The organism is Taibaiella helva (assembly GCF_003545695.1).
GTDB classification, from domain to species: Bacteria; Bacteroidota; Bacteroidia; order Chitinophagales; family Chitinophagaceae; genus Taibaiella; species Taibaiella helva.
The window spans coordinates 226,316-249,317 of sequence record NZ_QUZZ01000007.1; the positions used below are offsets into that span (position 1 = coordinate 226,316).

The following is a 23,002-nucleotide window of genomic DNA, read 5'->3' on the forward strand; positions in this document are numbered from 1 at the left end:
TCATTCCGTACACCTCCTGTAATCCCTCGGATTTTACGCTTGGTTCGCGCTTTTCTTTCCGCGCCGGAGCGGTTAATACAGACATGCGAAGAGCACCATCTTTCTTCCTGCTTTGATGTCGTTCCGACGTAGGTACATCTATGTTTTCCATGCAATGATAGCCTGCCCTTTTTAATACGATCATGAAGATAGAAGGTAAATGATGAAGCCATTATTATAATGTTACTAAATTAAAGATGGTGATTATACTTGTTTGGTTTTTAAAAATAAATGTATTGTTAATATGCATACATAACTATAGGATTATAGGCCGCCATTCTAAACCGGGATACTTTTGAAGTGTAATCTGAAGCGGGAAAAAATAAGGCCGATCACAGCACCAAAGCACCAATAACACCCCGCTTTTTTGAAGTATTATCTCATACCATTAAAGCGGTAAATCAATATATCCTTCAGTGCCATGCGACAGCTTAAGATCTCCAGGTCCATTACGATCCGTGAAAGTCATGCCCTTGAAAAATACCTCCAGGAAATTGGTAAAGTTGACCTTATCTCTGCCGATGCAGAATCGGAATTATGTGTGCAGATCCGGTTGGGCGATGAGAAAGCGCTGCACCACCTGATCAAGGCTAATCTCCGTTTCGTGGTATCGGTGGCCAAACAATACCAGAACCAGGGAGTGAGCCTCAGCGACCTGATCAACGAGGGCAATGTCGGCCTCATTACCGCGGCGCGGCGGTTTGACGAGACCAAAGGCTTCAAGTTTATCTCTTATGCCGTTTGGTGGATCAGGCAGTCGATATTGCAGGCTTTGGCCGAACACAGCAGGCTCATACGCCTGCCGCTGAATAAGGTGGCCTTGAATAACCGTATCGCCCGTGCCAACAATGTGCTGGAACAGCAGCTGGAGCGGGAACCGCTGGCCGGTGAGCTGGCCGAGCACCTGGGTGTTGCCCTCAACGAGGTCGAAAGCGTGCTGCATGCTTCACAGAAATATACCAGCATCGATGCACCCGTACAGCACGACGAAGAAGCCACACTCGCCGACCTGCTGGAAGACCGCCAGGCGGCCAGCATAGACCGGCCTATGGAGCATCACGATTCGCTGAAAAAGGATATAGATCAATATTTGTCGGTGCTTCCCGAGCGGCAGCGCAACATCATCAAGCTGTATTTCGGCATCGGTGTGGCAGAGCCTTATTCTATCGAAGATATAGCGGCCTACTACCAGCTGACGCGGGAAAGGGTACGACAGATCAAAGACAGGGCATTGGATATCCTGAGGGTAAAGCCGGCGCACCAGCTCTTAAAAGCTTACCTGTAAAATAAAAGTCAAGACATGAACCAGATGACGCATTACTGCAATTGTTGTAAAGCCCTGTTACTGCAAACCTGCGGAAGCCGGCCGGCGACGACGTCGCGTATAACGGATCAAAAGCATCATCAAGAATAAGGCAAACATTCCGGACCCGATGGGCCCGGAATGTTGCTGAAACAGAAAAGCCTATGAACTCATTTTACCGCCTTGCCCTTATCGCTCTGCCGTTGTTCGTTTGCCTGTCGCGCAGCGCGGCACAGCTTACGGTAACTACCGGGCAAACCGCCACAGCGCTGGCACAAAACCTTGCCGGTGCAGGAGTTGTTGTATTGAACGCCAACCTGACCTGTTCCGGACTGGCCAATGGTTCCTTCACAGCTGTTTCCAGCACTCTGGGCATATCGGATGGTATTGTGCTTACCACGGGGCATGCCGCAGCGGTAGCGGGTCCTGAACCCGGCCTGACCAGCTTCAACAACAATACCGCAGGCGACCCTGATCTGACAGCGCTCTCCGGCGCATCGACCACCCGGGATGCCTGCATCCTGCAGTTCGATCTCGTGCCGAAGGGAGATACCGTTAAGTTTGATTACGTCTTCGGCTCCGAAGAGTATATCAATTCCATCTGCGGCCCTTATAACGATGCCTTCGCCTTCTTTATTTCCGGTCCCGGCATTACCGGTATTCAGAATATCGCCCGCGTGCCGGGAACCAATATTCCGGTAGCGGTCAACTCGATCAACAATGGTATTCCCGGGCCTTACGGCTCCCTGCCCAACTGTACCACTATGGGACCAGGTGCGCCTTTCACAGCCTGGTACAACAATAACCAGGGCAGCACGACTGTGGCCTACAGGGGCCTGACGACGGTGCTCACTGCTGCGCAGACCGTGATCCCCTGCGATACTTACCACCTCAAGCTGACCGTAGCCGATGCAGTGAACGGCCTGTATGACTCCGGCGTATTTATTAAAGCCGGCAGCCTGCAATCAACCACTTATGATGTAAGCCTTGCTGCTCCTGTTACCATAGGCGGACAACCGGCGATCTATAAGGGCTGCAGCCCAGCAATTCTCACCTTCAGCCGGTCTGTAGCCAAGCCAACGCCCCAGGTGCTTACTATTACGACTACCGGCAGTGCCATCAGCGGAACGGACTATACAGCGCTTCCGGCAAGTGTGACCATACCAGCTAATGCCGCCCAGGCAACACTTACCGTAACCGGCATCGCCACACCTCCCGCCGGTACAAAGACGCTGACGCTCTATCTCAATGCTCCCTATAGCTGCAGCGGTACGCCTGAGCTGCTGGATTCCGTGACCCTGCAATTGCTCGACACACCTACAGCCAGGGTACTGACCCCCGATACGGTGCTGTGCACCGGCGGCCAGGTACAGATAAGAGTTGCCGGCGACAACAGCTTGCAATACAGCTGGACGCCGGCTTCGGGATTGAGCAATGCTGCAGTAAAAGAACCGCTGGCTGCACCGCTGGCTACAACGACTTATACCCTGACGGCCGCCTTGCCGGGCAGTGGCTGCGCGCCGGTATCCGGTTCGCTTACGATCGCCGTTCAGCCGGTGCCGGGCACAACGAAGGCCGGTGAAGATATGACGATATGCGAGCACACACCGGTGCTCCTTAACCCGGACATACAACCCGATGACCCGGCGTTTACCTACAGCTGGAGCGGCCCGCAGGGTTTTAGCTCGTTTGCAAGAGAGCTGGATATCGCCGACCCGGTCAGCGCACAAAGCGGCTATTATTACTTTACCGTTTCCGGTGGTGTATGTGGCTCCGCAACGGACTCTGTGAAAATAGATATTGTAACCTTCCCGTCAGCACCGGTGGTCTCCGGGCCATTCCGGTATTGCCTGAATGAGCAGGTTAAAAATTTTCCTTTGAACGATAAAGACCTGATCTGGTATCCATCCGCTACGGGTAATGATAAGCTCGACAAGCGCCCGGATATTATTACCTCATCTGAAGGAGTTTTCGATTTCTATGTCGCCAGGAGCCTGGGCCGTTGTGAGAGCGAGCGGGTGAAATTTTCGGTGATCGTGGAACGTTGCTGCGACGACTATATTTTTATTCCGTCCGCTTTTACGCCCAACAACGACGGCAGGAACGATCTTTTTGAAATTGCGGTGCGGAACGGCAGCAAAGTTACCCGAACCACCATTTACAACCGTTGGGGACAGGCAGTTTATGACCGCAGCAGCGATCAGCCCTGGAACGGTAGCTACCAGGGGCAGCCTGTTGAGCTGGGCAACTACTATTACCTCATCGAAGTGACCTGTAAGGATGGCACGCTGATCCGGAAAAAAGGAGAAGTGCTCGTCGTAAAATAACCAGATTATGAAGCAACGTTACCATAAGCTCCTTTACCTGTTTGCCCTATTGTTGTCTGCGGCATGGGGCAGGGTGCAGGCGCAGATCCTCTTTATGCCGGGTATGACTTATACCCAGAACTTTAACACCTACAATGGTAGCGGCGCGGCCTCGCTTCCCTACGGCTGGACAGCAACGGGCGCGTTCTCCTGGCGGGGGCAAGGCACAGGTACCAACAATTCAGGTGGAGCCTGGGCTTATGGTACCGCCGGGGATTATTCGTTGGGTTACCTGGGGTCGGGCTCTTCTCCCAACATCGCCTACAATGCCAGCTTTACCAACAACACCGGCGCTGTAATCACACAGCTGGTGATCTCGTATAAATATGAACAATGGCGCTATGCGGGCGGCAATACAATAGGATGGACCGTAACCGGTACGGGTGCTTTGAGCACTGCAGTTCTGTCCGGTCTCAACTCGGCCAGTGCGCTAACAGGAACCAGCGGTGTGGTGACCACAACACCTAAGTCGATCACCCTTGCCGGCCTGAACATCGCGGCTGGTGCTACATTTGGCATCCGCTGGGCTTGCGCTGATGGCGGAGGCAGCGACAACGGTAATGCGATTGACGATTTTCAGATGTATTCCTGTACACCTTCTCCGCCAACCGTAAAGGACACCACACTTTGTTATGGCATTCCCTTTTCCTGGAACGGCAATATCTATACAACGCCGCAAACGCTGACGCATACTTTTGCCAACAGTAGCGGCTGCGACAGTATGGTGACGATTCACCTGAACTACCATCCGCAGATCACCCACACGGTAGCCGATACGGTATGTTTCGGGCAAAGCCGTACCTGGGGTACGCAGACACTGACGGCTACGGGTACTTATAACCAGACTTTCACGGCTTCGGTGAATTGCGATAGCGTTGTGACCATGAATTTCTTTGTCCGTCCGCAGATCACCCACACGGTAGCCGATACGGTATGCTTCGGGCAAAGCCGCACCTGGGGTACACAGACGCTGACGGCTACAGGCACTTATAACCAGACTTTCACGGCTTCGGTGAATTGCGATAGCGTTGTGACCATGAATTTCTTTGTCCGTCCGCAGATCACCCACACGGTAGCCGATACGGTATGCTTCGGGCAAAGCCGCACCTGGGGCACACAGACACTGACGGCCACAGGCACTTATACGCAAACGTTTACTGCTGCTTCGGTGAATTGCGATAGTGTTGTGACGATGAATTTCTTTGTCCGCTCGCAGATCACCCACACGGTAGCCGATACGGTATGCTTCGGGCAAAGCCGCACTTGGGGTACACAGACGCTGACGGCTACAGGCACTTATACGCAAACGTTTACTGCTGCTTCAGTGAATTGCGATAGTGTCGTTACCATGAACTTCTTTGTCCGTCCGCAGATCACCCACACGGTAGCCGATACGGTATGTTTCGGGCAAAGCCGTACCTGGGGTACGCAGACACTGACAGCTACGGGTACTTATAACCAGACTTTCACGGCTTCGGTGAATTGCGATAGCGTTGTGACGATGAACTTCTTTGTTCGTCCGCAGATTACCCACACGGTAGCCGATACGGTATGTTTCGGGCAAAGCCGCACCTGGGGCACCCAGACACTGACGGCCACAGGCACTTATAACCAGACTTTCACGGCTTCGGTGAATTGCGATAGCGTTGTGACGATGAATTTCTTTGTCCGTCCGCAGATCACCCACACGGTAGCCGATACGGTATGTTTCGGGCAAAGCCATACCTGGGGTACACAGACACTGACAGCTACAGGCACTTATACGCAAACGTTTACTGCTGTTGCGGTGAATTGCGATAGTGTCGTTACCATGAATTTCTTTGTTCGCCCGCAGATCACCCACACAGTAGCTGATACGGTATGTTTCGGGCAAAGCCGCACCTGGGGTACACAGACACTGACGGCCACGGGTACTTATAACCAGGCTTTCACGGCTTCGGTGAATTGCGATAGTGTCGTTACCATGAATTTCTTTGTCCGTCCGCAGATTATAAAGATCGTAGCCGATACAGTATGCTTCGGGCAAAGCCGTACTTGGGGCACACAGACACTGACGGCCACAGGTACTTATAACCAGGCTTTCACGGCTTCGGTGAATTGCGATAGCATTGTGACGATGAATTTCTTTGTCCGTCCGCAGATCACCCACACGGTAGCCGATACAGTATGTTTCGGCCAAAGCCGCACCTGGGGTACACAGACACTGACGGCTACAGGCACTTATACGCAAACGTTTACTGCTGTTGCGGTGAATTGCGATAGTGTTGTGACGATGAATTTCTTTGTTCGCCCGCAGATCATACACACAGTAGCCGATACGGTATGTTTCGGGCAAAGCCGCACCTGGGGTACACAGACACTGACGGCTACAGGCACTTATACGCAAACGTTTACTGCTGTTGCGGTGAATTGCGATAGTGTCGTTACCATGAATTTCTTTGTTCGCCCGCAGATCACCCACACAGTAGCTGATACGGTATGTTTCGGGCAAAGCCATACCTGGGGTACACAGACACTGACGGCTACAGGCACTTATAACCAGGCTTTCACGGCTTCGGTGAATTGCGATAGCGTTGTGACGATGAATTTCTTTGTCCGCCCGCAGATCACCCACACGGTAGCCGATACGGTATGTTTCGGGCAAAGCCGCACCTGGGGCACACAGACGCTGACGGCTACAGGCACTTATACGCAAACGTTTACTGCTGCTTTAGTGAATTGCGATAGCGTTGTGACGATGAATTTCTTTGTCCGTCCGCAGATTATAAAGATCGTAGCCGATACCATCTGTGCAAACCAAACCTATCCCTGGGGTACGCAGGTACTGACTGCCGCAGGTACCTATACACAGGTATTCACGGCTTCCGTAAACTGCGATAGTACCGTCACCCTGAACCTGTTTGTGGCGCCTCAGTTGAACAGCACCGTTGCCGATACCATCTGTTTCGGCAGTACTTACCCCTGGGGTACGCAGATGTTGAGCGCCACCGGTACCTATGCCCAGGTATTTACTGCTGCTGCCGGCTGCGACAGCAATGTGACCTTGCACCTGTGGGTAAGGCCCCAGATCACCTATACTTTTGCCGATACGGTATGCTTCGGACAAAGCTATACCTGGGGTACGCAAACGCTGATGGCTGCCGGCGCTTATACCCAGACCTTCACTGCCGCAGTACATTGCGATAGTATGGTTACCCTGCAGCTGTACATCAGGCCCCAGATTACACACAATGCCAGCAGGAGCATCTGCTATGGCGCCAGCTACCTGTGGGGGACACAAACGCTGACGGCGGCCGGTGTCTACAACCAGGTCTTTACTGCAGCATCCGGCTGCGACAGCAGCGTTACGCTGACGCTCAACATTGCTCCGGCGCCCGGCTCGCTCACCAGAGATACTGCAGCCTGTGGTATGGTCTCTTTTGAAGGTACCCAATATTGGACAAGCACTACATTGACCGATACGCTGGTAACCATCAACGGCTGCGACAGTGTTTTCCGCACTATCCATATTACCGTGTACAACAATACGCCGGCGCAGCTGCATATCGATACGGCCGGTTGCGGATCGGTAATGTTCGAAGGTACAAGCTATACTTCCTCTACCGTGCTGCAGCATATGTTTACCAACGTGCATGGCTGTGACAGCCTGGAGCGGACGGTTACCGTGACTGTAGTGCAGCTGCAGACCGATACGGTAACAGCGACTATATGTGCGGGGCAGGGCTATGAGTTTCATGGACAGTATTACCAGGCTGCCGGGACGTATAAAGCCTCCTATACCGGTGCACAAGGCTGCGACTCCAGCTTTGTGCTTCTGCTTGATGTCAACACCCCGCCTGTAGTTGCCTTTGAGGCGCCGGATCAAACCAGCTATTGCGTAGGTGATTCTATCGAGCTGGCGATGAAGGGTAATGATGCCTACCGCTGGGTCAATACCTTTGGCGTCGATATCGGCACAGGTACAGCAAATAAGGTATACCTGCCCGATTATGTCAACACGATTACGGTAACCGGTACTGATGCCAACGGTTGCAGCGATACAGCCGCGATCACCATTAAAGCGCAGGCCTGCTGTAACCTGTGGATGCCCAATGCCTTCAGCCCCAACGGGGACGGGCTCAACGACCATTTCAAGCCAGAGACCACCGGGCATCCCAAGGAGTATGCTCTGCGTATCTTTGATCGCTGGGGTACCATGGTATTCGTTTCTTATAACGTTGCTGATGGCTGGGACGGAACTTTTAAGGGTAAGCCCGCCAATATCGATACCTATCATTACCGGATCACCGGCAAATGCGTGAACGGCGAATTGCTCGACAAGCGCGGAGACCTTACTTTAGTCCGTTAGGGCCGGACCGGCATAGCAACGCCGCTTCTGATAAACAAGAAGCGGCGCTTTCTTTCACCAATGTGGGTATTGCTTTATTCCCTCGTCATAGGGTAATGGGATTTGAATTTTCCTTTACGGATATAGGTCAGCTTACGGCCTATGGCTTTACGTGCTTCAGGTGCAAGCAGATCGGGATAAAGGCGGCCTTCGGTATGGTCGTATTCATGCTGTATCATGCGGGCGGTAAGGCCGCTGAACGTATCCTGGCGCTCATTCAATTGCTCATCGAAATAACGGATGCTGATCGCCCAGGGGCGTCGTATTGTTGCCGATAATCCGGGAATGCTGAGGCAACCTTCATCATCATCCCATACCTGCTCATCGGAAACGGATACCAGCTCGGCATTAATAAAGGCCTGCCTGATTCCCGTATCCTGGTTGAAGTACAACGTCCTTTCTTCCGGCTCCATTTGTTCATAAGCCATAATGCTGTCGACAATGAACACGCGTACGGGAAGGTTGATCTGCGGAGCAGCAAGCCCGCAGCCGGACGCAGCATACATGGTTTCCCACATGCAGGCGAGCAGTTCGGGAAGTGCCGTGTAGCTATCCGGTAGGGGAAAACATTTTTGCTGCAATATCGGTGCCCCGTAGGCGACAATAGGTAAGATCATAATCGGCAAATAAAGGCAAAGCTGCTTAAAAAAATGCAGGAAGCACCGTAAATTTTAGATAGCTGTATCCCTGCCTTACAGTTATTTTATTATGCCAATCCGTTTATTGCCCCGTATATTGCGCTGCCCGGGAACAGAAGACCCGGTACCGCATATCCGGCCGTCGATGGGTTTTGCTCCAGCCTGCGGCGAATGCCCGGTAAACGTATCGCCGCTGCGGGAACAATTATACTTACGATTCTTCTCCCTGCCTTGAAGCAACAAATATTGCAATAAAAAAGGCTCAGCGCCTGGAACGGATACCCACCTTCTCCATATGCCCGACATTGACGCTATAGGTGCCGAATTCTTCGGTCACGATTCCACGGATACGGTAGAAGCCATTGCCCGATAAGGGATACTGGTACGCGATTGCCGGGAAATGTACCGTGTCAAGCCAGTTGCCCCAGGCATCAAGAAAAGTCCCGAAAAACATACGTTCGCCTTTAAGGGTATGAATGGGTTTGCTGGTGACCAGGTAGCCCAGGAGGGTTATGTTTTCGCCCACATGTTCCGCCAGTGTATCCGCTGCCGCATAACGACGGATGTCATCATCCACCAGGTCGAAAGGGTTGCCCAGGGGGAAGCCCAGCAGCTCCAGCTCATCCATGGCATCATCCAGGGGATGCTGGTAGAGCTCAGGCAGCCCATGTATCTCCGGCTGTTCGGCAAACAGGCTGTCGGTAGCCATCGGCACAGGTTCGGGCGTCCGGCGCCTCAGGAAGTTCGCTTCCCACAGCAGCTGCTTTTTGTTTTTCCCGGTAAAACGCAGCGCGCCTGTCCGTACCAGGATGTTCAGCTGCTCGGGTGCGGCGCCGGTACGTTCGATAAAATCGTAGAGGCTGAGAAAGCTGCCGCAATGATTCCGCTCGTTTTCTATCCGTAGCAGGAGCGCATCTTCCAGTCCTTGTATATGGATCAGGCCCACATACACATCTTTTCCTTCAATATGCGTCAGCCGCCGGCTATGGTTCACACAAGGCGCATGCAGGCGTGCGCCTGTCTTCTTCAGCTCATGGAAATACAGCTCGGTATTGTAGAAGCCGCCGAAGTTGTTGATCACACCCACCATGAACTCCATCGGGTAATACGTCTTCAGGTACAGGCTCTGGTAGCTTTCAACGGCGAAGCTGGCCGAATGGGCCTTGGAAAAGGAGAAGCCGGCAAAGCTGGAGATCTGCCGCCATACTTCCTGCGTTACCGCATCATCATAGCCGAAAGTCTTGCAATTGTCGAAGAACTTGGTCCGGATGCGTTGCATCTCTTCATTGCCGCGGTATTTGCCGCTCATGGCCCGGCGCAATACGTCGGCCTCGGCCATGTCGAGACCGGCGAAGTGATGCGCCACCTTGATCACATCCTCCTGGTAGACCATTACGCCATAAGTCTCTTCCAGCAAAACTTTCATCTTTTCGTGCAGGTGAGGTATACTGTTCTGGTTGTGGTAGCGGTAAATATATTGCCGCATCATGCCGCTTTGCGCTACACCCGGCCTGATGATCGAGCTGGCGGCCACCAGCGTAAGATAAGTATCGCATTCCAGCTTCTTCAGCAGCTGGCGCATTCCGGGGCTTTCGATATAGAAGCAGCCGGTGCTCTCTGCATTCCGGAGCTGCGCAGCAACCTGCCTGTCTGCCTGGAACCGCTTGATGTCGTGGATATCGATAGCTACACCTTTATTTTCTCTCACCAATTGTATTGTATCCTTGATATGGCCCAGGCCGCGCTGGCTCAGGATATCTAGCTTGTCCAGGCCTATGGCCTCCGCCACGTGCATGTCGATCTGTGAAGTAGGGTAACCTTTGGGTGGTAGCTCGGTAGCCGTGTATTGATGCAACGGCTCTTCGCTGATCAGCATACCGCCGGCATGGATCGACAGGTGGTTAGGAAAATCTTTTATCTTTTTAGCATAAAAAGCAATCGTCTTCTGGTAAGAGTCATCGGCATAGCTGGCGTAGGGATTATTGACCAGGCTGTCGATCTCGGTTTTGGATAAACCAAAAACTTTTCCCAGCTCACGGGTGATCGCCCTTTGCTGGAAAGTGCTGTGCATACCCAGCAGGCATACGTGATCCCTGCCATATTTTTCAAAGACATAGCGGATGATCTCGTCGCGGTCCTGCCAGGAAAAGTCCAGGTCGAAATCGGGCGGGCTTGCCCGGTGCGGATTCAGGAAGCGCTCGAAATACAAGTCCAGCTCCATGGGATCCACATCGGTAATGCGCAGGCAGTAGGCCACCATCGAATTGGCCCCGCTGCCACGACCCACATGAAAGAAACCCCGTTCCTGCGCATAGCGGATAATGTCCCAGGTGATGAGAAAATAAGCATTGAATTTTTGGTTGGCGACAATGGTCAGCTCTTTATCGATACGGGCCAATGCTTCCGCATTGTCGCTTCCATAGCGGTATTGCATGCCTTCGATCGCCAGCTGCTGTAACAGCTCCTTGTCCCCGGCCGCGCTCCCGGTAAAGCATTTTTTGGTCTTGGGTATTCTGAAATCCATGTCGATCGTGCAGCTGTCCATCACCATCCGGGTCTGCGCGATCAGCTGTGGGTAGCCGGCAAACCGCGACAGCAGCTGCTCTTCGGTTTCGAAAATCTCTTCTGCTGCGGCCAGCTGCAAAGGGTCCTGCTTGCTCAGCAGGGTATTTTTATCCACCGCCTGCAGCAGGCGATGAATGTTATAATGTTCCCGGTCGCGAAAGGTCACGGGCTGCTGTATGATGAATTTATCGGCATAAGCCTGGTCGTGGTAACGGTACAGCTTGTTCAACGCTCCCGCCGCTACGCCTATCTTTTCCCAGGGCTTCAGGATCAGCGGATCGATAGCGCCGAGCGGATAAATGATCCATAGGGTTTCCTGTTCAAAGAAAGGCCTCTGCGGAAAGGGCTTGCCCGCCTGCAGATGCTCGCTCAAAAAGCGGTTAAGCGCAAAGAAGCCTTGTGCATTGCGTGCGAGGAGCAGGTACAGGAGCTTGTCTCCGTTACGGATCTCCGCGCCCGCTACCGGTTTGATCTCCGCTTCCCTGCAGGCGCTTACAAAATCCCAGGTATCAGTGGTGTTGTTGATGTTGGTGAGCGCGAGCGCTGAAATACCCTGCCGGCGGGCATCGGCTACCAGGTCTTTGGTTTTATAGACGCCGTAGCGGTAGCTGAACCAGGTTTTACAATTGAGGTACATGGCGGGTTCTTTTTCTGAGTTCGGATAAATAAGGTTTCCTGATCTGCTGTTTACTGGCCTTCAGTCGGGCTTCTTTTTGCATGAGGGATTCTTCCGGCGCGTGCAGCGATTGCAGCTCATCGCTAAGCTTCAGTCCCGTTACCGCTTTGCTCAGGTATTGACTGCCATACTTGTGCTTCATCTGGTCGACCGCCTGGTACAGGGCGATCTTCTCACCGGTATCGTCGAACATATTGATCTGGTAATTGCCGGGGACCAGCCTGGAGAGCCTTACGCCGATCAGCCGCACCCGCTGCCGCCGGTCGTAGAGCCGGTCAAACAGCTCTTTGGCTTTTTCCACCAGGATATGATCCATAGCCGTATAAGGAATAGCGACCTGTTTGGTATAGGTATCGAAGCCTGAGTACCGTATTTTCACCGTAAGGCAGCCCGCCAGCTTATGCTGCTCGCGCAGCTCGAAGCCTACGCGCTCCGTAAGCCGCACCAGCTGCCCCTTGAGCCATTGGGTATCGGTAATGTCCTGCCCGAAAGTATTCTCAGCGCTCACGCTTTTTTGCTCATTATAAGGTACGATAGGTGTATCGTCAATCCCGTTGGCCCGCCGCCACAGCTCCGATCCGTTCCGGCCCAGGAGATTTTCGAGCATAGGCATAGGGATCTCGCTCAGCAGCTTTATGGTATTGACGCCCATACTGTACAGCAGGTCCGCTGTTTTCTTGCCGATCATCGGCATTTTGTCTATAGTAAGCGGGGCGAGGTAGGCCTTCTCTTCGCCTGCAGGAATAACCTCGCCGCCATCAGGCTTCACTTCATTGGTGCCTACCTTGCTGATCAGCTTATTGGTCGACAAGCCATAGGAAACAATGAGGCCCGATTCTTTTAAAATGTATTGCTTGAGGTGCGCGGCATACCGTGAGCAGCCGAAGAAGCGGTCCATGCCGCTGAGGTCGATATAGAATTCATCGATGCTGCTTTTTTCATACACCGGTACTTTTGCCGCGATAATATCGGTAACTACGTGGGACATCTTGCTGTACTCTTCGGCATCGCCACGGATCACGCGCGCTTCGGGGCAAAGTTTGCGCGCCAGCTTCATCGGCATTGCCGAATGCACGCCGAAACGGCGGGCTTCATAGCTTGCGGCCGCTACCACGCCGCGGTCGCCCATGCCGCCGATCAGCAGGGGAATGCCTTTAAGGGAAGCGTTTCGCAGCCGTTCGACGCTTACAAAGAAAGCATCCAGGTCCAGGTGCACGATATGCCGTTCCATTTGTCGGATCTTCTTTTTGAAAGGTAAAGCCTGCCGGACCTGTTTCCGGCAGGCAGCGTCACAGGCCTTGTTGTTTGGTTTGAATATTTTATTGACACTTTAAGTGTCGTTTTGTTGTCATCTAAAATAGCTATTGTTGAATACACCGCAAAATTTTTTTCAGCGCATATGATTTTTAAAGGAGTGGGAGTAAGTAATTTTTTATATATCTGTTAGGGCAACGCCGAATGACAATGGCGTTAAGAAAAAGCAGGCTCCGGATTCCTTTATTGCACATGCTGGGAAAAGGCTCATCAACTCTTTCGCCGTTCAGACCGCTATCGCGTTCCGACCGGCACGTAGCATCATGATGAGGAACTCAAAAAATCCCGCAGCAGCACGGCATCGCTGCAGGAAAATAGACATCATATTTTTCTTTGTGCCGCCGAGCCTTTGAACGCAACAAAATTGCTGCGGGAAAAGTAGGCCGGCCATTCGCCGTTCAGACCGCTATTGCATTTAGACCGGCCTGAACCATCATGGGCTAGTAACAAAAAATCCCGCAGCGACATAACGCCGCTGCGGGAAAATAAACTCCCTGTTAGCTATGCCAGAGGCAGCACCATGATCTTTTCCGTCCGTTGCAATACCGTCATTGCCTTGGGGGCTTTTTTATCCAGGAAGCCCAGCTTGTCATAGAGACGATGGGCTTCAGGCATGCGCATGGTCGTTTGCAGCCAGAGCTGTGTCGCACCGTTTTCCCGGCAGCGGGTAATGCAGCGCTGGATCAGCAGGGTCGCGACCCCCAGCTTCCTTGCCATGGGATCGACAAACAATTTCGCAAACTCGAAGCGTTGGTCGTCCAGTCTTTTCAGGGCCACGCAACCGACAGGCCGGCCCTGGTATACAGCAAAGAACACAAAGCCGCCTTCAGCAAGGTAAGCTTTGTCGGGATGCCGCAAGGTAAAGCGGTCCTCATCTTCCAGTTGGCCATCCAATACCCCGAGCAGCCAGGGGCCGGCCAGCTTATAAAAGTACTTTTTGAGCGAAGGCCGGTAGTCGACCACAACAGGTTCAGGTGCTTCCGGCTTTGTAATGCGCTCCTGTAGCGGTTTATGGATCAATGCCTGCTCTATGCGGCCGAGGCTGTTCAGTATGTCGGGGTGGCCGGCATCCAGCACCTGCTTCAGGGCTTTGGTGAAGGGAATCCATACTTCCCGGAGCTGTTCAAATCGTTTCCTGCCTTTAGCAGTCAGGCTGATCTGCCGGGCACGTTTGTCTGTGGGATGGATCTTTATGCTGACCAGGCCGCCGGCTTCCAGCTCCAGCAGGATATTCCTGACATGAATATGGGTATAGCCGATGCTGCCGGCCAATTCGAGTATCGTTTGCGGCTTCGTGCCGGAAGCCAGCGCATAGAATACCGGGAACCAGCTGGCTTTGAAGGCAAATCCCAGGGACTCGTATAGCTTATCACCGTCAGCATACAGCATTTCACTGATGCGGCGAAAACGGGTAGCGCCGGCAAGCGGACCCAGCTGCGTAATAAGATCAGTCATTATTCCGGATAATTATGAAAGTACTTTCACAAAAATAGGAAAGTACTTTTATAATCAAATCTCAATTTCCTTTAACAATTCCATTTGTATATATTTTACTGCTCTTATAGTGTGGAAAAACCGCGAATAATGGTAATGGAATTCCACAGTACTAAGCGTGTGCCGATAAGCAAGATGCTGATTCCTAGTGGGCTTTTAACCCTGGTATGGTTTTTGGTTCTTTTATACCGGGTTATGCCGGACATAACTCCTGACTAAAATCGACATGAATATGAAACGATACTTTTTCATCGTGCTTACCGCAGCGGCTTCTTTTCTTTTTGCTGTTTCCTGTGGTAACCACGACAACACCGATCAGATGGAAACTGATACTTCCGTCAATACCTTGCCAGCCGAAAGCGCGCCGCAACCTCCTGAAACGACTCCCGGAAAGCCCGGCGATACGATGGCAACACCACGTCTCGATCCTGCGCTGGATTCGGCAGCCCGCCAGGGAACCATGCCGCCTAAATAGTGGTTATTGCTTCATCTCATAAAACGAACGATATGAAAACCTTCCTTTTGAATCTTGTCCTTATACTGCTGCTGGGCATCGGCTCGGCGGCGGTAACTGCCCAGCCCGGCGACCCGCAGGGAGAAAGCCGGAAGACACAGCAAAAGAATACGGATACCCAATCGAACACCAGGATCCCGATCACCAACGATCCCGATGTACTCAATAAAAGGGATACGCCGCCAATACCACGGCCCCAGCCGGTGCCGCTGCCACCCGATACAATACGGAAGCAATAAAGTGTTTTTTTCTAACCATAAATCTGTATATGATGCACACGAATGAACACCTGGTAACACAAGTCAACAAGATCATTCAGACAAATCTCGATCGTCGCGAAGGCTATGAAAAAGCTATTGACCAGGCTAAAGAGCCACAGCTAAAGACGCTCTTCGAAGCTTGCTGCAAGCAAAGCAATGAAAACATTAATGAGCTGAGGCAGATTGTGATCCAGCACGGCGGTGCACCGGAAACCGATACTTCTACCGCCGGAGACTTGTACCGGACCTGGATGGATGTGAAATCGGCCTTGTCGCTGAACAATACAAAAGCGGTGCTGCAAAGCTGCGAACGTGGCGAGGATGTTGCGCTGAATGCTTATCGTGCTGTAATGGAAGACGGCGTAAATACGGATGCAGGGACCGTGTACAATGTATTGAAACGGCAGGAGGAAGGCGTTCTGTCGATGCACGACCGCATAAAAGCGTTGAGAGACGCTCAATAGAGCTTGGTGTACCGATATTCCCAGTTGCCCCGAAGGGCAACTTTTTTTGTGATCTTTTTCCTGCTTCAGATGTTATCCCAATATAAATCAGGACCAATGAAGACCAATGAAGAATACAATAAAACAGCGATGTTCTACAAACAGATACTGCTGTTGCTGAAGGATAGCGGCATCCCGTTCATGATCGGAGGCTCCTTCGCTGTATTCGAATACACCTGCACCACTCGCGATACCAAGGATATGGATATTTACTGCCGTGCCGAAGACTACCCCAAGATCCTTAAATTTTTTGCTGCAAAAGGCTATGAAACACAGCTGACGGATGTGCGCTGGCTGGCGAAGGTCTTCAATGATGAAGGAAGGTTCATCGATATTATTTTTGATACGGTCAACAATATATGCCGTGTCGATAACAGTTGGTTTGACTATGCGCATGAAGCTGTTGTGTTCGACATGTCGGTGCTGCTCATTTCTCCCGAACACCTGATCTGGGGAAAGATCTATGTAATGAACCGGGAACGTTACGATGGCGCCGATGTCAATCACCTGCTGCTGAGGCAGGGTGAAAGCTTAGACTGGACTTTCCTGAAGCAGCTGATGGAGCCCAACTGGCATCTCCTCCTCTCCTGCTTCCTGTTGTTCCAGTTTGTTTATCCTGCCGATCATTTCCGGATACTGCCCCGATGGCTGTTTGATGAATTGATGGAGCGTGCCCGCGAACAATACGATCTGCCGCCCCCCGTGGAAAAGGTATGTCGCGGGCCATGGATCGACCAGACCCAATACCAGGTAGATATTAAGGAGTGGGACTATAAATCCTATACGATAAAAACGGTATAAGCTTATGGAACCCGAAGAAAAGAAAGTAAGAATCGCTGCTGTGGGCGATATTCATGTGCATGAGTCGGACAAAGGAAAGTGGAAAGATTATTTTACGCAGGTAGCGGCATCGGCCGATGTCTTCCTGATCGCAGGCGACCTGACCCATACCGGCGATGAGTCGGAGGCAGAGGTATTGCTGGAAGAACTGAGGGCCTGCACCATTCCTATTGTTGTAGTATTAGGTAACCATGATTATGAAAAAGGGCGCCAGAAGATGATCCGCCAGATACTGCAGAAGCACGCCCACCTGCATGTGCTGGATGGAGAATCCGTTGTGCTGAGCGGCATCGGCTTTGCCGGTGTAAAGGGCTTTGGGGGCGGCTTTGATAACCATATGTTGTCGATGTTCGGCGAGCAGGCGATGAAGGCCTTTGTGCAGGAAGCGGTGGATGAGGCCCTTCATCTGGAAAGAGCATTGGCACGGCTGGACCAGGAGCATGAAGGCATCAGGAAAATAGCGCTGATGCACTATTCCCCGGTGAGCGAAACAGTGATCGGTGAACCGGAAGTGATCTTTCCATTTCTCGGCTCTTCAAGGCTGGCTGAGCCGCTGGTGCGGCGGCGTGTGGTCGCGGCCTTCCACGGACATGCGCATGCCGGCAACCTGGATGCGGAAATATCGGGTGTGCGGATATTTAATGTGGCAAAGCCCGTATTGCAGAAAGAAGGGGTAGCAGACGGATTTTTTGTTTTTGAGATATGAATCATCGTTTATTAAACAATTGCTAATTACAGCTTTGCGATGAACCTTTTGCCGGGAATCGGTTTATCTCAACCGGACCAATTCCGGCAAATGTATATGGCAAAAGCAAAAAAGCACCTGTACCCGTCAGGTATCGTGGGCAACTGTTCTTTTATTGCACATATCGGTACCGATACTAATGTCAGCTGGATGTGCTGGCCGCGTTTCGATAGCAGCTTCATCTTCGGCAGCCTGCTTGACCGGCAAAAAGGCGGCACTTTTTCTGTACTGCCCGATGGTAAATTCACATCTCGACAATACTATGTAGAGAATACAAATATCCTGTGCACGGAGATCGACTGCAAGGATGGTAAATACAGGATCACAGATTTTGCGCCGCGCTTCTATCTCTTTGAACGCTATTTCAAGCCGCTGATGCTGATCCGTAAGATCGAGCCCCTCAGCGGTAATCCGCGCGTAAAGGTTAGCTGCAAGCCGGTAACGGAGTATGGGGAAGAAGTGCTGCGGGCGGCGCCGGCCAGCAACCATATCGAATACTTCGGTGCAGCCAGCACCATAAGGCTCACCACCAATTTTTCCATCAATCATATCCTCGACGAGCATCATGCTGTGCTGAACGAAACAAAATACCTGGTACTGACCTACGGTACGCCGCTGGAGGCGCCGCTGAAAAGTACGGTCGAGGATTTCTATACGCGCACGAAGGATTACTGGCAGCAGTGGATCAAGAAGACGAGCATCGGTAATGTGTACCAGGATTCGGTGATCCGCAGCGCACTGGTCCTGAAGATACATCAGTATGAAGATACCGGCGCTATTATTGCCGCCAGCACCACCAGCCTGCCCGAATACCCCGGCAGCGGCCGTACCTGGGATTACCGTTACTGCTGGCTGCGCGACGCCTACTACACGCTGCAGGCCTTCAACCATATCGGTCACTTCGAAGAGATGGAACGCTATTTTAATTTTATCGCCAATATATCAGTCAAGGAAGAAGGCCGCTACCAGCCGCTTTACAGCGTTACCGGTGAAAAATACCTGAAGGAGATCGAGATCCCGCTGAAAGGCTATTTGGGTAACCAGCCGGTACGTATCGGCAACCAGGCCAGCGAGCATATACAAAATGATGTCTACGGCCAGGTGCTGATCTCGCTGCTACCCTTGTATACGGATGAGCGTTTTGTGTTTGAAGAACGTACCGATTCTTCATCCTGGATCTCTTCTGTGCTGAAGATGATCGAGACGGTGATCGATGAGGAAGATGCCGGGCTCTGGGAGTTCCGGGATATCAGCGGTTATTTTTGCTATACTTACCTGTTCCAGTGGGCGGGTTGCCAGGCGGCCATCCGCATTGCACAGCGGATCAGGGATAAGAAGCTGGAGCGCTGGGCCGGACGCCTGTCTAAGAAAGCAGCCGACCGCATTGAGGCCTGCTACGATCCGGAGCGTAAGGTATACCAGCAGGCCATCAATTCCTCCTACATGGATGCGAGCACTTTGCAGCTCATTATGATGCACTACCTGGACCCGGCGTCGGATAAGGCTAAAGATCATTTAAAGGCAGTAGAGTCAGTATTGTCGGCGCCCGGCGGTTTGTTTTACCGCTATAAGCATGAAGATGATTTCGGAAAGCCCGAGGCGACCTTCCTCATCACGGCCTTCTGGCATGTGGAAGCGCTGGCTTGCGTTGGCAGGGTAGAGGAAGCCCGGGAACGCTTTGAGCAGCTGCTGGGCTACACCAATCACCTGGGCCTGCTGAGCGAGGATGTGGAAGCTTCTACCGGCAGCCAATGGGGCAATTTTCCCCAGGCCTACAGCCATGTGGGTCTTATGAATGCAGCCTACCGCATCGCGATGAAGCTTGACCGCCCTAATTTTTTATAAGGGCGGTATTTTTTTCTTCATTATGGCTGTTACCCGATCCGCTCCGGATAAGTTTTCGGAGAAAATTGCGTACTTCTTCCGGATTTTTGAGGAAATATGTAGCGGCAGAAATACCGGAGCCTACCTTGATGGTGATGGCACCTTCCGGCATGGCTTTGAAGGTATCCTCGTCGGTATGATCGTCACCGATGGCCAGGATAAAGGAAGCAGGATAGCGCTTCAGCCATTCGCGGGCGGCATTGCCCTTGTTGATGGCCGCACTTTTGATCTCGATCACTTTGTTGCCTTCCTGCAGCTGCAGACCGAGGTTGGCCGCAGCATATTTAAGATTGCCCGTCATCTCTTTGGCCCGCAATTCGCCCAGGCCCTTATCTACTTTGCGATAGTGCCAGGCCAGGGAATAATCCTTTTCTTCGATGAAGGAGCCGGGCGTTCGCATATCGAATTGTTTCAGCAGCGGAATGAACTCTTCTTTCCAGTCTGTATTCAGGTCGTTGGCAATGACCCAGGGCTGACCGTCCTCGCGCAGCCAGGCGCCGTGCTCGGCAATAATATCAATGGGCATATCGCCTACCCAGTTTTCCAGGGTCTCTTTCTTCCTGCCGCTGATGAGCACCAGCTTGTTCCGCTCATCGCTGTACAGCTCATGAAGCAGGTCTTTGAGATCATTGTCTGGTAAGGCTTTCAGTGGATCGGGAGTAAAGTTGACCAGGGTGCCGTCGTAATCGAGGAAGATCAGGCGCTTGTTGGCAGCCATATATCGGTCATGCAGCATTCCTTTAAAGGATTCGGTGAGTGTACGGGTGCTCAGTAGTTCCTGTTTCGCCTTGACTTCTTTCAGTTTCTCCATGAAATTGTTTACCCAGTGATGTATGTTGAATTTAGCTACCGTTTGCTGCAGGGCCTCCATGCGGCGCATCTGCTCCTCTTCCGGCATGGTAAGGGCTTCATAGATGGCTTCGGCTACGGCTTCTTCGTTGGTAGGATTAATGACCAGCGCTTCGTACAGTTCCTTTGATGCGCCAGCCATCTCGCTCAGGATCAGCACGCCGGTCTTGTCTACGCGGCTGGCGATATATTCTTTGCATACGAGGTTCATACCGTCGCGCAGCGGGGTGACCAGGGCTATATCGGCTGCGGCATACAGTGCCGACAGCATTTCCAGTGGAAAGGAACGGTAGAAATAATGGATCGGCTGCCAGGATAAGGTGCCATGCTTGGCATTGATCTCCGATACCAGGCGGTTGATCTCTTCTTTCAGCGAAGCATAGTGCTTTACCTGGTCGCGCGAGGGAACGACCAGCTGAATGAAGATTACTTTTTCTTTTAGCTCAGGGTGTTTCCGCAGGAACAATTCGTAAGCTTTCAGCCGTTGCGGAATACCCTTGCTGTAGTCGAGCCGGTCGATCGAAATCATCAGCTTGCGGTCGCCCATCAGCTGGTGCAGCTTGGTCTCGTTCCGTTTGGTCTTCGGGTTAAAAACATTGTCCCGGTATTTGTCATAATCGATGCCCATGGGAAAGGCATCGACGATCACGGAGCGTTCGTCGTCCAGGTTCAGTTCGTTCGCATTGGAAGGCGCATGTACGATACGGGTGGCTGCGCTCATGAAATGCCGCACATCGTCGAAGGTATGAAAGCCGATAAGATCGGCGCCCAGCAATCCTTTCAGCAATTGGTCGCGCCAGGGGATCAGCCGGAATACCTCATAGGAAGGGAAAGGGATATGCTGGAAAAAGCCGATGCTCAGCTCCGGCATGCTTTCCCTTACCATCTGGGGTACCAGCATCAGCTGGTAGTCCTGTATCCATATCGTATCCCCGGGCGAAGCCATCTCCGTGATAGCCCTGGCAAATTTCCGGTTTACTTTCTGGTACACTTCCCAATCTTTTTTCCCGTAGCTGGCATAGCTGGGAAAATAGTGAAACAGAGGCCATAAGGTATCATTGGAAAAGCCATCGTAATAATGCTGGATCTCGTATTCGGAAAGCATGACAGGGTAAAGGTTCTGCTTCATGAAGTCCTGGCGGATGATGTGCTGTATCTTGTCATCTTCAATATAAGCGCCTGGCCATCCGATCCATATATTATTGCCTTCTTTGTACATACTTCCCAGGCCGGTGGCCAATCCTCCTTCACTGGAATGGTAGACCCATTCTTCATTCTTGATCTCTACACGTACGGGCAAGCGGTTAGAGACGATAATAATCTTCGGTTGTTCCATAAAACTCGTTGTACAGGATATTGGCTGTGGTATCGTTAAATACAAATAATAAGTAAAATAGTTGACTTACAGACTGCCCGAAGCCTTTGCTGGTACGGTTCCGGGCGATTTATAATCGTTAGAAAAAGGGAATATATAAGGTGTCTCCGGGGCATAGGTACTGTGCGAACAATTCCCTGCCGGGCTTGTTATCCAGCAGTAATCCATATGTTACAGTTTGATTCCAAAGGCATTTACTGCAGCCGCGCTGATGTATACATCGATCCCTGGCAGCCTGTGAGCAAAGCGCTGATCACACATGCGCATTCCGATCATGCGCGCCCCGGAAGCAAGGCTTATTTATGTCATCATGATACTGTTCCCTTACTGAAATTGCGTCTTGGCGACGGTATTCGTGTTGAAGGTATCGGTTATGGTGAACCTTTGTTTCTTAATGGTGTCCGGATCAGCTTTCACCCGGCGGGTCATATTATCGGCTCGGCACAGATCCGGCTGGAATACCAGGGAGCCGTCTGGGTGGTTTCCGGTGACTACAAGCTGCAGCATGACGGTGTTTCAATACCCTTTGACCCTTTGCGTTGCCATCACTTCATTACAGAATCCACCTTCGGATTGCCGGTATACCGTTTCCCGGAGCCGGATACGGTTCATGAGGAGATCAACAGCTGGTGGCGGCAGAATGTAGCGGAAGGCCAGAATTCCGTGCTCATCGGCTATGCCCTGGGTAAAGCGCAAAGGATCATCCGGCACCTGGACGAAAGCATTGGCCCGGTATATGTACATGGGGCTGTCGATAATGTCAACCAGGTGCTGCTGGCCAATGGCCTTCTGCTTAAGCCAACAATAAGAGTAATACCTGAACACCAGAAGAAAGAGATTCAAAAGGCGATGATCGTAGCGCCGCCTTCTGCGATCGGCAGTCCCTGGCTGAAGCGTTTCCTGCCTTATAGCCTGGGCATCTGCAGCGGATGGATGCAATTAAGAGGCGCACGCCGTCGTCGTTCGGCGGATCGTGGTTTCGTGCTTTCCGATCATTGCGACTGGCTGCAGCTGAATGCCGCTATTGAAGCAACCGGTGCGGAGAAGGTCTACGTAACGCATGGCTACAAATCGATATTTGCCCGCTGGCTGCAGGAAGAACGGGGATTGCAGGCCTTCGAGGTTGAAACCCTGTATGCAGCGGAGGGCGGGGAAGATACGGATGAAATCATGTCCGGTACGGCTGAAACCTGACCTTGTGGCGTTGCATGCAACGTCTCTACAGCATGATTTGTTGGTTGAAATATTAA

The 23,002-nt window shown here is 52.0% G+C and carries 15 protein-coding genes; 10 read left to right on the top strand and 5 right to left on the bottom strand.

What is annotated here, in order from left to right:
- The first annotated feature begins 460 nt into the window (after positions 1-460).
- The 3 genes from DZC79_RS12955 (at position 461) to DZC79_RS12965 (ending at position 8,056) form a co-directional block, all read left to right on the top strand.
- Entirely contained in the window at positions 461-1,324 is an 864-nt protein-coding gene (locus DZC79_RS12955) for a sigma-70 family RNA polymerase sigma factor (RefSeq protein WP_118952016.1), read from the top strand.
- 182 nt (positions 1,325-1,506) lie between these two features.
- Complete coding sequence (locus tag DZC79_RS12960) at positions 1,507-3,669, top strand: choice-of-anchor L domain-containing protein (RefSeq protein WP_118952017.1); 2,163 nt, start codon at positions 1,507-1,509, stop codon at positions 3,667-3,669.
- 7 nt (positions 3,670-3,676) lie between these two features.
- Entirely contained in the window at positions 3,677-8,056 is a 4,380-nt protein-coding gene (locus DZC79_RS12965) for a gliding motility-associated C-terminal domain-containing protein (RefSeq protein WP_118952018.1), read from the top strand.
- A 74-nt stretch (positions 8,057-8,130) separates the two neighbouring features.
- Here the strand turns inward: DZC79_RS12965 and DZC79_RS12970 are convergent, their stop codons facing one another.
- The 4 genes from DZC79_RS12970 to DZC79_RS12990 all read right to left on the bottom strand — a co-directional run bounded on the left by DZC79_RS12970 (position 8,131) and on the right by DZC79_RS12990 (position 14,743).
- Entirely contained in the window at positions 8,131-8,712 is a 582-nt protein-coding gene (locus tag DZC79_RS12970) for a peptide deformylase (RefSeq protein ID WP_118952019.1), read from the bottom strand.
- 283 nt (positions 8,713-8,995) lie between these two features.
- The gene (locus tag DZC79_RS12980) at positions 8,996-11,935 is read right to left on the bottom strand and encodes a DNA polymerase III subunit alpha (RefSeq protein ID WP_118952021.1); all 2,940 of its coding nucleotides are present in this window, start codon (positions 11,933-11,935) and stop codon (positions 8,996-8,998) included.
- Complete coding sequence (gene dinB, locus DZC79_RS12985; protein ID WP_118952022.1) at positions 11,919-13,205, bottom strand: DNA polymerase IV; 1,287 nt, start codon at positions 13,203-13,205, stop codon at positions 11,919-11,921. Before dinB ends, DZC79_RS12980 begins: the two co-directional genes overlap by 17 nt.
- A gap of 584 nt (positions 13,206-13,789) precedes the next feature.
- The gene (locus DZC79_RS12990) at positions 13,790-14,743 is read right to left on the bottom strand and encodes a bifunctional helix-turn-helix transcriptional regulator/GNAT family N-acetyltransferase (protein WP_118952023.1); all 954 of its coding nucleotides are present in this window, start codon (positions 14,741-14,743) and stop codon (positions 13,790-13,792) included.
- A 271-nt stretch (positions 14,744-15,014) separates the two neighbouring features.
- Between DZC79_RS12990 and DZC79_RS12995 the strand changes: the two genes are divergently transcribed.
- From DZC79_RS12995 to DZC79_RS13020, 6 genes are all read left to right on the top strand, one after another.
- Positions 15,015-15,257 carry a hypothetical protein gene (locus DZC79_RS12995; protein WP_157977123.1) on the top strand — a complete coding sequence of 81 codons (243 nt, stop codon included), beginning with the start codon at positions 15,015-15,017 and terminating at the stop codon, positions 15,255-15,257.
- A 32-nt stretch (positions 15,258-15,289) separates the two neighbouring features.
- On the top strand, positions 15,290-15,535 hold the full coding sequence (locus DZC79_RS13000; protein WP_118952025.1) for a hypothetical protein: 246 nt from the start codon (positions 15,290-15,292) through the stop codon (positions 15,533-15,535).
- 29 nt (positions 15,536-15,564) lie between these two features.
- Positions 15,565-16,020, top strand: a complete 456-nt coding sequence (locus DZC79_RS13005; protein ID WP_118952026.1) for a ferritin-like domain-containing protein — start codon at positions 15,565-15,567, stop codon at positions 16,018-16,020.
- Between the two features lie 96 nt (positions 16,021-16,116).
- The gene (locus tag DZC79_RS13010) at positions 16,117-16,860 is read left to right on the top strand and encodes a nucleotidyltransferase (RefSeq protein WP_118952027.1); all 744 of its coding nucleotides are present in this window, start codon (positions 16,117-16,119) and stop codon (positions 16,858-16,860) included.
- Positions 16,861-16,864: 4 nt separating this feature from the next.
- On the top strand, positions 16,865-17,605 hold the full coding sequence (locus DZC79_RS13015) for a metallophosphoesterase family protein (protein ID WP_118952028.1): 741 nt from the start codon (positions 16,865-16,867) through the stop codon (positions 17,603-17,605).
- 96 nt (positions 17,606-17,701) lie between these two features.
- Entirely contained in the window at positions 17,702-19,489 is a 1,788-nt protein-coding gene (locus DZC79_RS13020) for a glycoside hydrolase family 15 protein (RefSeq protein ID WP_118952104.1), read from the top strand.
- Here DZC79_RS13020 and DZC79_RS13025 read toward each other — a convergent pair.
- A complete protein-coding gene (locus DZC79_RS13025) occupies positions 19,476-21,713 on the bottom strand; it encodes a bifunctional alpha,alpha-trehalose-phosphate synthase (UDP-forming)/trehalose-phosphatase (RefSeq protein ID WP_118952029.1) in 2,238 nt (745 codons plus the stop codon). The two genes, DZC79_RS13020 and DZC79_RS13025, sit on opposite strands and share 14 nt — an antisense overlap.
- A gap of 207 nt (positions 21,714-21,920) precedes the next feature.
- Here DZC79_RS13025 and DZC79_RS13030 point away from each other — a divergent pair, with 207 nt between their 5' ends.
- Positions 21,921-22,946, top strand: coding sequence for a ligase-associated DNA damage response exonuclease (locus tag DZC79_RS13030; protein ID WP_118952030.1), 1,026 nt, complete (start codon positions 21,921-21,923; stop codon positions 22,944-22,946).
- Positions 22,947-23,002 lie beyond the last annotated feature (56 nt).

What these genes read in the sequence shown, in the direction of transcription:
- DZC79_RS12955 (WP_118952016.1), top strand. Translation starts at nt 461, where the DNA reads ATGCGACAGCTTAAGATCTCCAGGTCCATTACGATCCGTGAAAGTCAT.
- DZC79_RS12960 (WP_118952017.1), top strand. Translation starts at nt 1,507, where the DNA reads ATGAACTCATTTTACCGCCTTGCCCTTATCGCTCTGCCGTTGTTCGTT.
- DZC79_RS12965 (WP_118952018.1), top strand. Translation starts at nt 3,677, where the DNA reads ATGAAGCAACGTTACCATAAGCTCCTTTACCTGTTTGCCCTATTGTTG.
- DZC79_RS12970 (WP_118952019.1), bottom strand. Translation starts at nt 8,712, where the DNA reads ATGATCTTACCTATTGTCGCCTACGGGGCACCGATATTGCAGCAAAAA.
- DZC79_RS12980 (WP_118952021.1), bottom strand. Translation starts at nt 11,935, where the DNA reads ATGTACCTCAATTGTAAAACCTGGTTCAGCTACCGCTACGGCGTCTAT.
- dinB (WP_118952022.1), bottom strand. Translation starts at nt 13,205, where the DNA reads ATGGAACGGCATATCGTGCACCTGGACCTGGATGCTTTCTTTGTAAGC.
- DZC79_RS12990 (WP_118952023.1), bottom strand. Translation starts at nt 14,743, where the DNA reads ATGACTGATCTTATTACGCAGCTGGGTCCGCTTGCCGGCGCTACCCGT.
- DZC79_RS12995 (WP_157977123.1), top strand. Translation starts at nt 15,015, where the DNA reads ATGAAACGATACTTTTTCATCGTGCTTACCGCAGCGGCTTCTTTTCTT.
- DZC79_RS13000 (WP_118952025.1), top strand. Translation starts at nt 15,290, where the DNA reads ATGAAAACCTTCCTTTTGAATCTTGTCCTTATACTGCTGCTGGGCATC.
- DZC79_RS13005 (WP_118952026.1), top strand. Translation starts at nt 15,565, where the DNA reads ATGATGCACACGAATGAACACCTGGTAACACAAGTCAACAAGATCATT.
- DZC79_RS13010 (WP_118952027.1), top strand. Translation starts at nt 16,117, where the DNA reads ATGAAGACCAATGAAGAATACAATAAAACAGCGATGTTCTACAAACAG.
- DZC79_RS13015 (WP_118952028.1), top strand. Translation starts at nt 16,865, where the DNA reads ATGGAACCCGAAGAAAAGAAAGTAAGAATCGCTGCTGTGGGCGATATT.
- DZC79_RS13020 (WP_118952104.1), top strand. Translation starts at nt 17,702, where the DNA reads ATGGCAAAAGCAAAAAAGCACCTGTACCCGTCAGGTATCGTGGGCAAC.
- DZC79_RS13025 (WP_118952029.1), bottom strand. Translation starts at nt 21,713, where the DNA reads ATGGAACAACCGAAGATTATTATCGTCTCTAACCGCTTGCCCGTACGT.
- DZC79_RS13030 (WP_118952030.1), top strand. Translation starts at nt 21,921, where the DNA reads ATGTTACAGTTTGATTCCAAAGGCATTTACTGCAGCCGCGCTGATGTA.